This window comes from Halioglobus sp. D3-4, assembly GCF_055809315.1.
The window spans coordinates 747,332-761,515 of record NZ_CM147907.1; the positions used below are offsets into that span (position 1 = coordinate 747,332).

Below are 14,184 nucleotides of genomic sequence, written 5' to 3' on the forward strand. Positions count from 1 at the left end.
GCTATGAAAGATATTGCAGTAGTTGCCTACCAGCAAAGTGACAGCGTCTCCGACGCCGGTGCGGTCAACGAAGTTGAATTGATCATGCCAGTATTGGCGCGCACTTTTGAACAGGCCAGCCTGAACAGTGCACAGGATGTCGACTTCGTCTGCTCCGGCAGTTGCGACTACCTGCAGGGCGCGGCCTTTGCCTTTGTCTCCGGTGTTGACGCACTCGGCGCGGTGCCGCCGATCAAGGAATCGCATGTTGAGATGGATGCGGCCTGGGCGCTGTACGAATCCATACTGAAAATTCGTATGGGTCACGCGGATTCCGCGTTGATCTATGGCTTCGGCAAGTCCTCGCCGGGCGAATTGCCCACGGTGTTGTCGCAACAGCTGGATCCCTATTATCTGGCGCCCCTGTGGGTAGACAGCATTTCGCTGGCCGCACTGCAGGCTCGAATGATGCTGGATCAGGGTTTGATCACAGAGCGGGATATGGCGGAAGTCGTCTCGCGCTCACGTCGTAATGCGATGAATAATCCTCACGCTCAGTTGTCTGGCGATGTCTCTGTGGAGGATGTCCTCGCGCAAGAGACTTACCTGTCACCGTTGCGCAAGGGTGACTGCAGCCCGGTATCCGACGGTGCCAGCGCGATGATTATCGCCACGGTCGAGCAGGCTAAAGCGTGGGGCCTGCCCTATGCTGTCATCAGTGGTATCGATCACTGTATCGAGACCCACAATCTGGGCATGCGCGATCTTACTGATTCCGTTTCGACACGTATGGCAGCCAATCATGCCGGTATGAACACTGGCAAGGTCGATGTGGCCGAGCTCTATGCACCGTTTAGCCATCAGGAACTGATTTTAACCAGAGCTCTGGGGCTGGATAAAGAAACTGAGGTCAACCCCAGCGGGGGCGTATTGGCCGGCAACCTGATGATGGCCTCCGGTCTGTCGCGTATTGGTGAAGTCTTTAATCGTATCGTGAAAGGTGAGGCGCAAAGGGGCATCGCTCACGCGACTTCAGGTCCTTGTCTGCAGCACAACCTGGTAGCGGTACTAGAGAAAGGGGAGAACGCATAATGGCTAATTTGGCAGCAGTGGTCGGCATTGGCCAGACCAAGTACATGACCAAACGAACTGATGTTTCGATTGCCGGATTGGTGCGGGAAGCGGCGTTGAATGCGCTGCGCGATGCAGAGCTCACCTGGGATGATATCGATGCAGTCATTATTGGCAAGGCGCCGGACATGTTCGAGGGCGTTGTCATGCCGGAGGTGTATCTGACCGATGCGCTGGGCTGCAATGGCAAGCCCATGCTGCGCGTGCACACGGCCGGTTCCGTCGGCGGTTCGACGGCGCTGGTGGCCGCTTCACACGTACAAAGCGGCACCTTTAAACGGGTACTGACCGTGGCTTTCGAGAAGCAGTCAGAATCCAATGCGATGTGGGCGCTGTCCAATGCACAGCCGTTCTCCACGCACTTGAACGCCGGTGCGGGCGGATATTTTGCACCCATCATCCGCGAGTATATGCGCCGTTCCAACGCGCCGTATAACGTCGGCATCAAGGTTGCTGTGAAAGATCGTTTGCACGGCGCGCGCAACCCACTGGCACATTTGCAGAAGCCAGATATCACCATGGAGGAGGTTGAAGAATCTTTCATGTTGTGGGATCCAATTCGCTTTCTGGAATCCTGCCCATCCTCCGACGGGGCCTGTGCCATGGTCATTGCCAATGAAGAATTGGCGGAGAAATCACCGAAACCCCCGGCCTGGATTCGCGGTACAGCGATGCGCTCGGAGCCCACGATGTACGCCGGGCGTGAAATGGTGAATCCGCAGGCCGGTCGCGACTGCGCTGCCGATGTCTATCAGCAAGCGGGTATTACCGATCCGCGCAAGGACCTCGACTGCGCTGAGGTCTACGTACCGTTCAGCTGGTACGAGCCCATGTGGCTGGAAAACCTCGGCTTTGCACCCGAGGGTGAAGGCTGGAAGCTCACGATGGAAGGCGCCACATCGCTGGATGAGGGCGGTGATATACCGTGGAACTGTTCCGGCGGTGTACTGTCATCCAACCCCATTGGCGCCTCCGGCATGATCCGCTTTGCCGAGGCTGCCAGGCAGGTGCGCGGCGATGCCGGTGCACATCAGGTGGAGGGTGCGAAACTGGCATTAGGTCACGCCTATGGTGGTGGTGCACAATTCTTCTCAATGTGGGTTGTCGGTTCGCATAAATCGTAACCGCGGTACACCGGTACACTCAGGACAAGGGAGAACACTGGCAATGGCCAAGCATTACAATATCGCCGATCTGTATGAAATGGTGGCGGACAAGGTACCCACGCGCAGTGCGTTGGTGTGTGGCTCACAGCGCGCTTCGTATGCGGAGTTAGAGCAGCGAGCCAACAAACTGGCACACTATCTTGCGGAGCAGGGCGTAAAAGCTGGCGATCACGTCGGCCTTTACCTCTACAACTGCAACGAGTACCTGGAGGGGATGCTCGCCTGTTTCAAAATTCGCGCAGTGCCGATAAACGTCAATTACCGTTATGTGCAGGATGAACTGCTGTACATTTTCGACAATGCCGACATGGTCGCCTGTATCCACAATCAGGAGTTCACGCCGCATATCGATGAGGTGCGTAAATCCGCGCCCGACCTGAAAACCTTTATCTACGTGAAAGACGATTCCGGCTGTGATCCCGTCGCGATCGGCTCCATAGAGTATGAAGCGTCGATGCAGGGCCAAAGCGACAAGCGCGATTTTGCCGAGCGCTCCGATGACGATCTGTTCATTCTCTACACCGGCGGCACTACCGGGATGCCCAAGGGCGTAATGTGGCCGCACAAAGCCGTATTTTTCGCTGCAATGGGAGGGGGTGGCTGGTTCCATCCGGACGGCGCGATCACCGAACCGGAGCAGATTGCCGGGCGCGTGGGGGATTTTCCCATCGTCGGTATGGCGCTGGCGCCGCTGATGCACGGCGCCTGCTGGTGGTATGCCTGCATACAGTTGCTGGCCGGTAATTCCGTGGTGCTGAACCCCGGTCGTTCGCTGGTTGGCGAAGAGGTCTGGGATATCGTCGCTAAAGAGAAGGTGAACTCTATTTCCATTGTCGGCGATGCAATGGCAGTGCCTTTGCTGGATGCCCTGGATGCCAATCCCGATCGCTGGGACCTTAGCTCCGTATTTAACATAGGCTCGGGAGGCGCAGTGTTCTCAGAGAGCAAGCAGGAGGCCTTCCGGCAGATTTTCCCCAACGTGTTTATCTCCAATTCCTTCGGTTCTTCCGAGAGCGGCAACATGGGTTTCGATGGCGGCGGCAAAAAGGGCCAGGGCCTTGGCAATATCACCAAGAGCGAATTCATGTCTGTCATCACCGATATCGAAGGCGAGCCAAATCGCCATGTAGAGCGCGGCGAGATGGGCATCTTCGCGCGCAGTGGTCACATCCCCGTCGGTTATTACAACGATCCAGTGAAAACAGCGAAAACCATCGTCGACGTCGATGGTAAACCTTGGTTGTTGCTCGGCGATGAAGCGCGCCTCGAAGAGGATGACACCATCACCGTCTACGGCCGCGGCTCCAACTGTATCAACTCCGGCGGCGAGAAAATCTTTCCCGAAGAGGTAGAGCAGGCATTGAAGGCCAACCCCGATATTTTTGATTGTCTGGTGGTGGCAACGCCGGACGAACGTTTCGGTAGTCGCGTAACCGCCGTCGTAGCACCGCGCGGTGATGCCACCCTGACATTGAGTGGCGTGCAGGAACACGTGCGCCAACACATAGCCGGTTACAAGGTGCCGCGCGAGTTACACGTGGTTGACGAAGTGCCTCGCGCGCCCAGTGGTAAGCCTGCTTATCCGAAAGCGTTGGAGATCGCATTGGCGGGGTCGCATAAGGTCGCTTGATGGTCTTTTGTGCGCCTTTGTTAGCGGGATCGTTGGCGCGGTGAGTGCAGGGCCCACAGGGTTCGCAGGGCTGAGATACTCACTCTGTGGGCCCTGCACCCACCGCGCCTGAGCCTGCGAATTCTGTGTGCTGGCGAGAACCGTATCGACAGGATGCAAGGCGTTGGTTGGGTAAGGGCTCCCGCGACGAGTATCTCAGCCCTCCCAGGAGCGGGGGCCCTTACCCAACCAGCGTCGACCTACTGCGACCCAAACCAGCAAACCCTAAATACACAAGCCTGCGAACCAAAAAATAAATAAGCAAGACCCAGACCAGACACACAAACACCCTGCAATACACTAATAGTAAACAAGGTAGCCACCATGCCAGAACTCGATATCAGCACCAAGAACTGCACCGTAGAACAAGAGGGCAAAGTCCTCATCGTCACCCTCAACCGCCCCGAGGCCAAAAACGCGTTTAGCCCCGAAATGCTGCTGGGCATGTACAAGGCCTGGCGCCGACTCGATGAGGACGACAGCCTGATGTGTGCCATCCTGACAGCCAATGGTGATACCTTTTCCGCGGGGATGGACCTCAAGGCTGGAGCCGACGGTGATCAACGCTCTACCGGCGAGTTTATGGAAGTCATGGGCAAAGTTCCCAATGTACACTGGCAGGCGCTGCTGCGTGACAACCGCCCGAATAAGCCCCTGATCCTGGCGGTGGAAGGGTATGCCTTGGCCGGCGGTACCGAAATTCTGGCTGGCACCGATATTCGGGTCGCCGCTGAAGATGCGACGTTTGGTGTTACCGAAGTCGCGCGCGGGCTCTACCCGATGGCCGGTTCCAGTATCCGTCTGCCCCGTCAAATCCCGTATTGCCTCGCCGCGGAAATACTGCTGCTGGGCCGCCATGTGACGGCGCAGGAAGCGCTCGACTGGGGGCTTGTCAATCACGTTGTGCCCAAGGGCCAGACGCTGACTCGGGCCAAGGAAATTGCCGCCCAGATCTGTGAGACGGGCCCGTTGGCGCTGAAGGCGATCACGCGTTCGTTGCGTGAAATCCAGACAGATGTGAAAGAGGCGGACGCGATGCTGCTGTCAGATGAACTGGCCAATCCGGTTTTCGCGTCTGCCGATGCGAAAGAAGGGATGCGAGCGTTCAAGGAAAAACGCAAAGCCAATTTCACTGGGCAGTAAATACGATACCGGATATTCTGATCCCGGGCGTTTTGCTGTGTGCTGTGTCCAAACTGGAGCGCAAAACGATCGGGATTTTTGTTAGGCTAGCCGTCCTGTGAACAACATGAGTGTATCCATGCCCAGCAAAGCTGAAGTATTTGATGAGATTGTCGCTTCACGCCGTTCACTGCGCGCATTTCTGCCGCAGAGTGTGGATGAAGAGACACTGCACAGGATATTTTCTGTGTCGCAACGCGCACCAAGTAACTGCAACACCCAGCCGTGGGTGGTGCATGTGGTGTCCGGCGAGAGACTCAACACGCTGAGAGCAGCTATGCCAGAGCGTTTCGTAGCGGGGAATATCAGCATGGATTTCCCCTATGACGGCGTTTATGAAGGGGTCTATAAAGAGCGCCAGTACGGCGCAGCGCAGTCGCTGTACGATGCAGCCGGTATTGCCCGTGAAGACAAAGCCAGGCGCCATGAGCAGTTTATGCGTAATTTTACTTTCTTCGACGCACCGCATGTGGCCTTCCTCTTTTTGCCAGAGCCGTTTGGTTTGCGCGAGGCGGCGGATCTGGGCATGTACGCCCAGACCCTGATGCTGACGTTCACCGCCTGCGGGCTCGGCAGTTGCCCGCAGACAGCACTGGGCTTCCAGGCCGATTATGTGCGCGAACAACTCGGTATAGCGGATAGTAACAAGCTGCTATTTGGTATCTCCTTCGGCTACCCGGAACCCGATGACCCCGTCAACGCCTGTGTCACCGATCGCGCCGGTGTCTCTGACGGCGTAACGTTTCATTCCTGAAACTACAGGTACTCACATGACCGATTTTGTTACTTCCGACAACTGTGACGGCGTGCTCGTTGTCACCCTCAATCGCCCCGAGAAGAAGAATGCGATCAACACGCAGATGTGGATAGATCTGCGCGAGACGTTTCGCGCTGCCGCACTGGATGATGATGTGGTATGTCTGCTGCTGTGTGGTGCTGGCGAGAACTTTTGTTCCGGTGTAGACCTCGCCAGTTTTGGCGATGTGGGAGAGGGCGAGGAACACCCGTTCGAATCCGCTGCGCGCGCCGTGGTCGAGTTCGACAAGCCGATGGTGGCGGCGGCGCAGGGCGTGGCAGTCGGTGGCGGCGCAACTGTACTGTTCCACGCGGATATTGTCTACGTCGGCAACAGCCTGCGTATGCGCCTGCCCTTTGCCAACCTCGGGTTAGTGCCGGAGTGGGGCAGCAGTTACATGCTGCAGGCCAACATCGGCGCGCAGCGCGCAGCTGAGCTGTTTTATACTGCGCAGTGGGTCGACGCTGACAAAGCGTTTAACAGCGGCATAGCTGCGGCGGTGTTGCCCGATTCCGACCTGTTTGAACACGCGCTGGCAAAGGCGCGCGAAATTGCCCAGTGGCCGGTGAATTCGCTGCGTGAAATCAAGCGCACACTGCGCCTGCATCACCTGCCCGCCATCGATAAAGCGATCGAGGCAGAGCAGGCCGCAATGGCGCGTCAGGTCGGGTCTGCGGAAAACATTGAAGCCATTACGGCGTTCATGGAGAAGCGCCCGCCGGTGTTCAGGAAGTAATACCACTTAGCACACTATCGGCAGACCATGCATCACGTCACACGAACGGTGACAGTCAATCCGGCAGTACCCCGCAAGGGTAGGGGCTCAGTTTGAACGTCGCAGAGGTTGGTTTGAGCGACGTGACCGTAGCACTTTTAGACTGAGCCACTGCCGCCGCACGCACTGTCTTTTGGGATGGTCGCCGATGAGGTACACTTCGGCCTCAAGCGATGATAATCCCGTCCGTAAATATAATTATAGAGGTAGTTGATGAATTCCATGACTTCCAGCTGGAAGCACCTTTTCGGTGGTTCACTCTTGGCATTGATGCTCTCGGCCTGCGAGTTCGGCTCTGGTAACCACAACGGCAACGATGGTAGCGATAACAGCCCCAGCAATCCCAGCAATCCCAGCAATCCCAGCAATCCCAGCGGTTACGCCGCTGACATCGTGTGGACGGAATACGGCATACCGCATATCACCGCCGAGGACTACGGCAGCGCCGGTTATGGTGTCGGTTATGCCTATGCGCGCGAGAATTTCTGCACTGTGATGCAGGAGTATGTGCGCGCCGCGGGTGAGTCTGCGCGCTATCTCGATGACGAGGGTGATCTGAACTCGGACTTTGTGATGAAACTCTACAACAGTGACCAGCGTGTCGCCCGAATGATTGAGGAGGATTTGCCGGACTACATCGTCGAGAACCTCACTGGCTATGCGGCGGGCATCAATCGCTATCTGGCTGAAACTGGTGTCGATAACCTGGCCGAGGGCGACGAGGGTTGCCGCGATGCGCCCTGGGTGCGCGAGATCGCTCTGGAGGATGTGGTGCGCCTGGTGCACAGGGCCATCCTGTACGGTAGTGCGCTGCCGTTGACGGATTACATTGTCGCCGCCGAACCCAGTGCTCAGATGGCACAGATAGATATCCCTGAAGACATGACTTCGGATGCATTGATAGCGGCAAATCTCAGTCAGGCGCAATTTGATGCCGCAATCGCACTGCCCAAGGGAGGTGCGTTGGGCAGTAATGCCTACGGCGTGGGCGCAGAGGCTTCGCAAACCGGGATGGGTATTCTGTTTGGCAACCCGCATTTCCCATGGCAGGGCCCGCAGCGTTTTTTCATGTTTCACGTCACACTGGGGGATGAATACGATGTGATGGGCGCCGCTCTTGGCGGTCTACCCGCGCCCGTGATCGGGTTTAACCGCGATCTCGCGTGGTCGCACACTGTCAGCACCGCCTCGCGGTTTAATTTCTACGAGTTGGAACTGAATCCAGATAACCCGCTGGAGTATCTGTATGACGGAGAGTTCCAGGAGATCACCAGCGAGACCGTCAGCGCCCAGCGTCCCGGTCAAGGTGGCGATTTGGAGACAGTCGAACACACTTTTTACTTCTCTCACTACGGCGCGATTATTAATCTCGGCGGAGTCAACAGCTTGCTGGACGGGTGGCCTACGATCAATGGCTCGGTACTGACCTATTTCGACGCCAACCTGGAGAACCTGCGGGGTCTAGACCAGTGGATCAATATGGGCAAAGCGGAAGACCTCGGTGAGTTTAAAACGGCGCTGCGCAGCCTCGGTATACCCTGGGTGAACACCATCGCTGCAGATCGTCACGGCGACGCATTCTATGGCGATATCTCGGTGACACCTCATATCACAACCAGCCAGACCAACAACTGCGTGCGTGGCTTGTTACAGTCGTCAGTGACTGACTTTGGGTTCCTCACCCTGGACGGTTCCGATTCTAGTTGTGCAGCCGGCAGTGACGAGGGCACAGTTCCCGGTATCTTCGGATATGACAATCTGCCGAAACTGGAGACACGCGAGTACGGTGCAAATGCCAATGACAGCTACTGGTTGTCGAATCCGCGCATGTTGCTGGAGGGTTTCCCTCCGATAATAGGCGAGGAACGTATAGAACAGAGCCGCCGTACCCGAGCGACTTTCTCGCAGGCCGAACTTCGCCTGGCCGGGGATGACGGGCTGGGTACTGGCGGCTTCAATGTAGATAATATCCGTCAGTTGCTCTACAACGCCACCAACTATACCGCCGAACTGGTGATGGACGACGTGCTCACCATCTGCCGCGCAGATGATGAGGAGAGTACGCCAGGGACGATTTCGATGACGCAATATGCCTGCAATGTGCTCGGTGGCTGGGATCGCACCCATCGGGTGGACAGTGTAGGCGGGCATATTTTTACCGAGTTATGGAAGGCCCTGCGTTCGACACCCAACCTCTGGGCCACCCCCTTCGATCCCGCCGACCCGGTGAATACACCGCGTGATCTCAACGATTCAGATCCTGCGGTCGTTGCCGCAGTACGCAGTGCGCTGGAGACAGCGGTAAATACGTTGGCGGACGCGGGCGTTGAACTGGATGCGCCGTGGGGCGAAGTACAGTTTGTGGAGAAGAATGGCGAGCGCATCCCCATACACGGTGGCTCCAGTGACATGATGTTTAGCGTGATTACCTCGAACCTGGTCGATGGTGAGGGGTACTCTGGTATCCGCCATGGCAACAGCTATATTCAGGCCGTTACCTGGGATCAGAGTGATTGCCCGGATGCCTTTGCAATACTCACGTATTCTCAGTCAACCGATCCCGCCTCAGCGCACTATGCCGATGCAACCGAGTTGTACTCAAGGGGTGGCTGGATTGACATGGCATTTTGTGAAGCGGACCGGGACGCGCAGGAAATCAGTCGCCAGACGATTTCTGAATAGCGTTGACGGTCCCGTTTTTACGGTGCTTGGGGGGCGCTCCGGGTCGTGTTGTTACCCCAACGGGCGGGGCGGCTGCTAGCGTCCCGCTATTGCAAAATCGGCCGTTGCGACCGGTACCTGTGCATTCATTGCAGAGACTTTTTTAAGGTCTGCAACCCCCTCATTGATGCGGCCGAGCAGCAACCGCATCACCCCGCGGTTGTACAGATACTGCGCATTCGCCTCGCTGGCAGCGAGGTATGCCCGATCACAGGCCTGCTCGGCACGGTGGTAATCCCCTATCTGAAAGTAGGCCTGGCAGACCAGAGCATCACCCTGGGCCTGTGCGCGCCAACGGCGCAGTTCCGCAGTGCGGCTCTCCAGTAGCGCGAGGGCGCGCTCGGGATTCTCCCGCTGCAGTGCCCACTGCGCCTGTCGCACCACCGGAGGCTGGAAGTCTCCGAGTGTTTGCGCCGTCGCCCGGGCCTGCCAAAGCAAGGCCGTCATTGCTATTACGGCTATTGAGGCAATCATCATCCGTTGGGTTCGCATAGTCGTTTCTCCTAACAGCTCAGCTGACTCTCAGCAGTTACATTACTCTGTTCACAAACGTATAGATATTCTATTTATATATAGTTACCATGCGTAAATGCATGGTTATGATCCTCTACGTGATTGGGCAGACATCCGTCTGTTTCTGGCGATCTTCGATTGGGGCAGTCTGGTTGGGGCCGCAGAGCATCTCGGGCTGACCCAACCGACGGTCGGGCGGCGCCTGTCCGCAATGGAAAACCGCTTTGGTACACCGCTGTTTGTGCGTGCGGGCCGACGCATGCAACTGACGGACGCCGGTAAGGCGATTCTGGAAAGTGCCCGCCGGATGGAAATCGAAATGCTGGCGATTGAGCGGAACCTCCAGGCGCAGTCCACAGCGCTGCGCGGTGAGGTAACGATTTCCGCAACAGAGGGGACGGGCACGGAGTGGCTGACTCCGGTATTGCGCGATTTTCACCGCGAGTACCCGGAAATTGTACTCAATGTCCAGATAGACAGCCGTGCGCTGGATCTGCTCCATCGCGAGGCAGACATCGCGTTGCGACTCGGTCAGCCGGAGCAGGCACAGTTGATTGCGCGCAAACTGGTGACTGTGGGGTTCGGGCTATACGCCAGTCCGTCCTACCTCGATAACGCGCCGCCGCTGCATGAACTGGAGGACCTCGCAGCACACCAGCGTGTAGGGCTGCGGACACCAGGCAACCGGGATCAGCTGTTCGAGAGCCTGCCTTTCTCCGAACCACTGCCGGGTGAGTACACCTATGTCAGCAACAGCCCTACCGCACAGATGGCCGCAGTGAAGGCAGGGTTTGGCATCGGTTTGCTCTCGCATCGCTGGGCGACAATGACAGGCAAGTTGACGCGCGTACTTCCCCAGTACAATGCTTCGCCGATAGACTTGTGGTTGGTTACGCACGAGGAATTGCGCTACAGCGCACGCATTCGTACCACCTTTGATTTTATCGCCGAGCGCGCGTTGGCGGATGCCGAATTGTTTGCCCGAGGCGACTTCGGGCTGGTCAGCGAGCCAACACCGGCGGCCGCAAAAATGCCGCGCAGACGTAAGCGTTCCTCTTGAGTAGATTTACAGCGTCGACAGCGGGCAGCGTGCAGTCCATAACGTTGACCAGGAGATGGTGTCAGTTATCTTTACAGTGTCTTAGCACTCGAATAGAAAATGTTAAATAAGTCAATGCCATGATTGCTTGGCTCAAAAAGTGCTTGCTTAAAAAGGAGATCAGAAATGGCAGAGCGCAATCAATGCGATATTGTCGATGTAAGCAGGCCCCATGGAGAACACAATGAAGAATTTTCTGTCCTGTCTAGCCCTAGTGCTGTCTGCAAGCGCGGCTAACGCGGGGCTGATCGGCGACACTGTTCATGTCGCCCATAACTGGTCTACGCTGGGCACGGAGGTTTATACACCGACTGATGTATCGGTCGCTGATGGTGTTGGAGATGCCGTGCACGTCTCCCCGCACTATTACGTGAATATCGATGATCTATCCGTGTTCGTCGGCTTCAGTAGCGTCGATACCTGGAGTTGGGGCACATTCAACGGCCTGGTGATCAGTGACATTGATACAGCGTTGTCCGACTTTGACGTGACCACCAATCTGGCCGCATGGCAGGACACACGATTTACTTCTAGCGGTGATTCCCTGATGTTCAACTGGTATGGATTGCCGTTTGACAGGGATACATTCTTCCAACTCACATTTGCCGATGCCGGTACAGCACAAGTACCGGAACCGGCATCTCTTGTGCTATTGGGATTGGGTCTGGTCGCGTTGTGCTTTTACAGAAGACCGGCGCGGTGCCACATTGATGGCTCGCGGCGCTGCGAGACAGTCCGCACCCGTCAGGTGGCACATTCGCTGCGCTATCGATTTAAAGTGCGGTGACCGTCACCGGAACGCCGTTGACCACACTGGTGCCGGAAGGCCTATCCATCTCGTTATCATCCACCAGGTCATTGGCCGAGACGCCGGGTGTCAGCTTGGTGGCCACAGATTGCCGGGTATTGCGATAGGTGTGGCCGAAGCCGTGGGGCAGGCTGACCACGCCCGGCATAATGCTGTCGCTGACGGCGACTTCCGCTTCGAACTCACCTACCCGGGAGGTGATTTTTGCCCGGCCTGAATCCACGAGTCCTATGCGCGCGGCATCCTCTGTGTTGACTAGCAGGGTGCAGCGGTTCTTGCCGCGCGCATAGTTGTTCAGGTTGTGTAACCAAGAGTTCATGTCGCGAATATGTCTGCGGCCGATCAGCAGCAACTGCGACCCCGGGCCTTTCTCCAACGCAGTCTGCAGCCGGGGAATGTCGCGGGTGATTACATCGGGCGCGATATCGATACGTTTATTTGCAGTGGCCAGTAACGCCGGCAAACGCGGTTGCAGTGGTCCGAGGTCGATACCGTGTGGCATTGTTTTGAGTTGTGCCAGTGTCAGGCCGTCACCACTGAACTTGTCGCCGTAGGGCCCCGCGCGCAGCATGATGTCCAACAGGCGTTCAGGTCCCTGATGCTCGGCCGTTTTCTGTCTGATATCGTCGGCAGACAGGTGGTCCAGATCAGGCGCGTTGGCCTGCAGCTGGTCAATCAGGCCGTCCAGCATCATACCTTCGAGGTCGGCCCGCGTCATGCCGTTCATGCGGGCGGTCACTTCATTGAGAATCTGGTACTGGTCCAGCGCACCCGCTGGCGCATCAAATGTCTGTGGCGAGTACTGTGCAAAGTTACGCACGCAGGTCGAGGTAAACATGAAATCGTAGTTGCTGTGTTCCAGCTGTGTCGTTGAGGGGATAATGATGTCGGCCCCACTGGTGGTCTCGTTGATATAGAAGTCGAACGCAACGACAAAATCCAGCTGCTCCATAGCGGCATGAATGCGTTTGCCGTTGGGCACGCTGAGTACCGGGTTTCCCGCAACAGTTATCAGCGCGCGGACCTGGTGTTCACCTTGTAACTCCATTTCTTCTGCCATCAGTGACGCAGGCAGCATACCCATGTATTCAGGGAATCCGCGCGCCTTCGACTGCCAGCGATTGTAGCCCAGTTCGGGTGGTGCTGGAGCCGGATCATTGTGCGCCGTCGCAGGGCGCGGAAACATCGCGCCACCGCGTGCATCGAGGCGCCCGGTCAGTATGTTCACGACATCGACCAGCCAGGAGGCGAGGGTGCCGAATTGCTGGGTACACAACCCGATACGCCCGTACAGTACGGGCGCGTCGGCGTTGCAGAAATCATCCACTAGCTGGCGCAGGCGCTCAGCCGGGACGCCGGTGATGGCCGCGACTGCTTCGGGGGTATACGGCGCACTCAGTGACTCGAGTGTGTCGATACCATCTGTGAACGCCACCAGCTTACCGGGAGTAACACGCTCTGTGGCGAACAGCTCGTGCACAAACGCCATCAACAGGAAGGCATCTGCGCCGGGGCGTACGAACAGGTGCTGATCTGCTATATCGGCGGTTTCAGTGCGTCTTGGATCGATCACCACCACTTTGCCTCCGCGCTGTTGCACGCCTCTAAGACGATTCTCAATGTCCGGCGCAGACATCAGTGAGCCCTGCGAGACCATGGGGTTGCCGCCCATGCAGACAAAAAAGTCGGTGTGATCTATGTCTGGAATGGGGAACACCCAGCCGTTGCCATAAAGCAATTCACAGCTCAGGTTTTTCGGTTGCTGATCCACCGAGCCAGCCGAGAAAAACCGTTCGGTGTTCAACAGGGTGATAAACATCTGTGTGTATATCTGGGTGCTGAAGTTGTGGCCGTTGGGGTTGCCATAGTACATCGCAATAGCGTCTTTGCCGTACCGGTCACGGATAGCGGCGAGTCGCGCGGCGGTCTCTGCAAGCGCCTCTTCCCATGTTATCTCCTGCCACTGCCCATCCACCTTTTTCACCGGGCTGGTCAGGCGTTCCCGGTCTTCGTAGATGTAACGAAAGGCCTGGGACTTGGCGCAGACATAACCGCGGGAGCGATGATTATCCGGATCACCTTTTATCGAAATAATTTCCTTGTGTTCGCGGTCAACTTCCATGATCAACCCGCAACTGGCCTCGCAGGTTGGACAGCTTCGATAGATAGTTTCAGTTGTCATAACGATCTCATCCTGTGTGCCGTGCAGAGAGGTAAGCTTGATAATAGCTGAACCGATCCGCATGCGTGCAACCGCGCATGCCGACTAAAGACGCGGTAAGTACAGGAATTTGACCTTACAGGTACTGTTTCTTTCCTGCGGAGGGCGTACGGTGTGATCTATT

General features: G+C 57.0%; 11 protein-coding genes. 9 read left to right on the forward strand and 2 right to left on the reverse strand.

Annotated elements, in window-relative coordinates:
- The first annotated feature begins 3 nt into the window (after nucleotides 1-3).
- The 7 genes from AC0L6S_RS03145 (at nucleotide 4) to AC0L6S_RS03175 (ending at nucleotide 9,380) form a co-directional block, all read left to right on the forward strand.
- On the forward strand, nucleotides 4-1,071 hold the full coding sequence (locus AC0L6S_RS03145; RefSeq protein ID WP_473426968.1) for a lipid-transfer protein: 1,068 nt from the start codon (nucleotides 4-6) through the stop codon (nucleotides 1,069-1,071).
- Complete coding sequence (locus AC0L6S_RS03150; RefSeq protein ID WP_473426969.1) at nucleotides 1,071-2,234, forward strand: thiolase domain-containing protein; 1,164 nt, start codon at nucleotides 1,071-1,073, stop codon at nucleotides 2,232-2,234. The genes AC0L6S_RS03145 and AC0L6S_RS03150 overlap by 1 nt, the downstream gene beginning before the upstream one ends.
- Before the next feature lie 43 nt (nucleotides 2,235-2,277).
- Nucleotides 2,278-3,906: an acyl-CoA synthetase gene (locus tag AC0L6S_RS03155; protein WP_473426970.1), complete on the forward strand. Its 1,629-nt coding sequence runs from the start codon at nucleotides 2,278-2,280 to the stop codon at nucleotides 3,904-3,906.
- 363 nt (nucleotides 3,907-4,269) lie between these two features.
- Nucleotides 4,270-5,088 carry a crotonase/enoyl-CoA hydratase family protein gene (locus AC0L6S_RS03160; RefSeq protein WP_473426971.1) on the forward strand — a complete coding sequence of 273 codons (819 nt, stop codon included), beginning with the start codon at nucleotides 4,270-4,272 and terminating at the stop codon, nucleotides 5,086-5,088.
- A 118-nt stretch (nucleotides 5,089-5,206) separates the two neighbouring features.
- Entirely contained in the window at nucleotides 5,207-5,881 is a 675-nt protein-coding gene (locus AC0L6S_RS03165) for a nitroreductase (protein ID WP_473426972.1), read from the forward strand.
- A gap of 16 nt (nucleotides 5,882-5,897) precedes the next feature.
- Complete coding sequence (locus AC0L6S_RS03170) at nucleotides 5,898-6,659, forward strand: enoyl-CoA hydratase-related protein (RefSeq protein WP_473426973.1); 762 nt, start codon at nucleotides 5,898-5,900, stop codon at nucleotides 6,657-6,659.
- Between the two features lie 252 nt (nucleotides 6,660-6,911).
- Nucleotides 6,912-9,380: a penicillin acylase family protein gene (locus AC0L6S_RS03175; protein WP_473426974.1), complete on the forward strand. Its 2,469-nt coding sequence runs from the start codon at nucleotides 6,912-6,914 to the stop codon at nucleotides 9,378-9,380.
- Nucleotides 9,381-9,455: 75 nt separating this feature from the next.
- On the opposite strand, the gene AC0L6S_RS03180 is transcribed toward AC0L6S_RS03175, so the two are convergent.
- A complete protein-coding gene (locus AC0L6S_RS03180; RefSeq protein ID WP_473426975.1) occupies nucleotides 9,456-9,911 on the reverse strand; it encodes a hypothetical protein in 456 nt (151 codons plus the stop codon).
- Between the two features lie 97 nt (nucleotides 9,912-10,008).
- On the opposite strand from AC0L6S_RS03180, the gene AC0L6S_RS03185 reads away from it, so the two are divergent.
- Entirely contained in the window at nucleotides 10,009-10,992 is a 984-nt protein-coding gene (locus AC0L6S_RS03185) for a LysR family transcriptional regulator (RefSeq protein ID WP_473426976.1), read from the forward strand.
- Between the two features lie 223 nt (nucleotides 10,993-11,215).
- Nucleotides 11,216-11,818, forward strand: coding sequence for a PEP-CTERM sorting domain-containing protein (locus tag AC0L6S_RS03190; RefSeq protein WP_473426977.1), 603 nt, complete (start codon nucleotides 11,216-11,218; stop codon nucleotides 11,816-11,818).
- On the opposite strand, the gene AC0L6S_RS03195 is transcribed toward AC0L6S_RS03190, so the two are convergent.
- Nucleotides 11,805-14,021: a molybdopterin-dependent oxidoreductase gene (locus tag AC0L6S_RS03195; RefSeq protein ID WP_473426978.1), complete on the reverse strand. Its 2,217-nt coding sequence runs from the start codon at nucleotides 14,019-14,021 to the stop codon at nucleotides 11,805-11,807. The two genes, AC0L6S_RS03190 and AC0L6S_RS03195, sit on opposite strands and share 14 nt — an antisense overlap.
- Nucleotides 14,022-14,184: the final 163 nt, after the last annotated feature.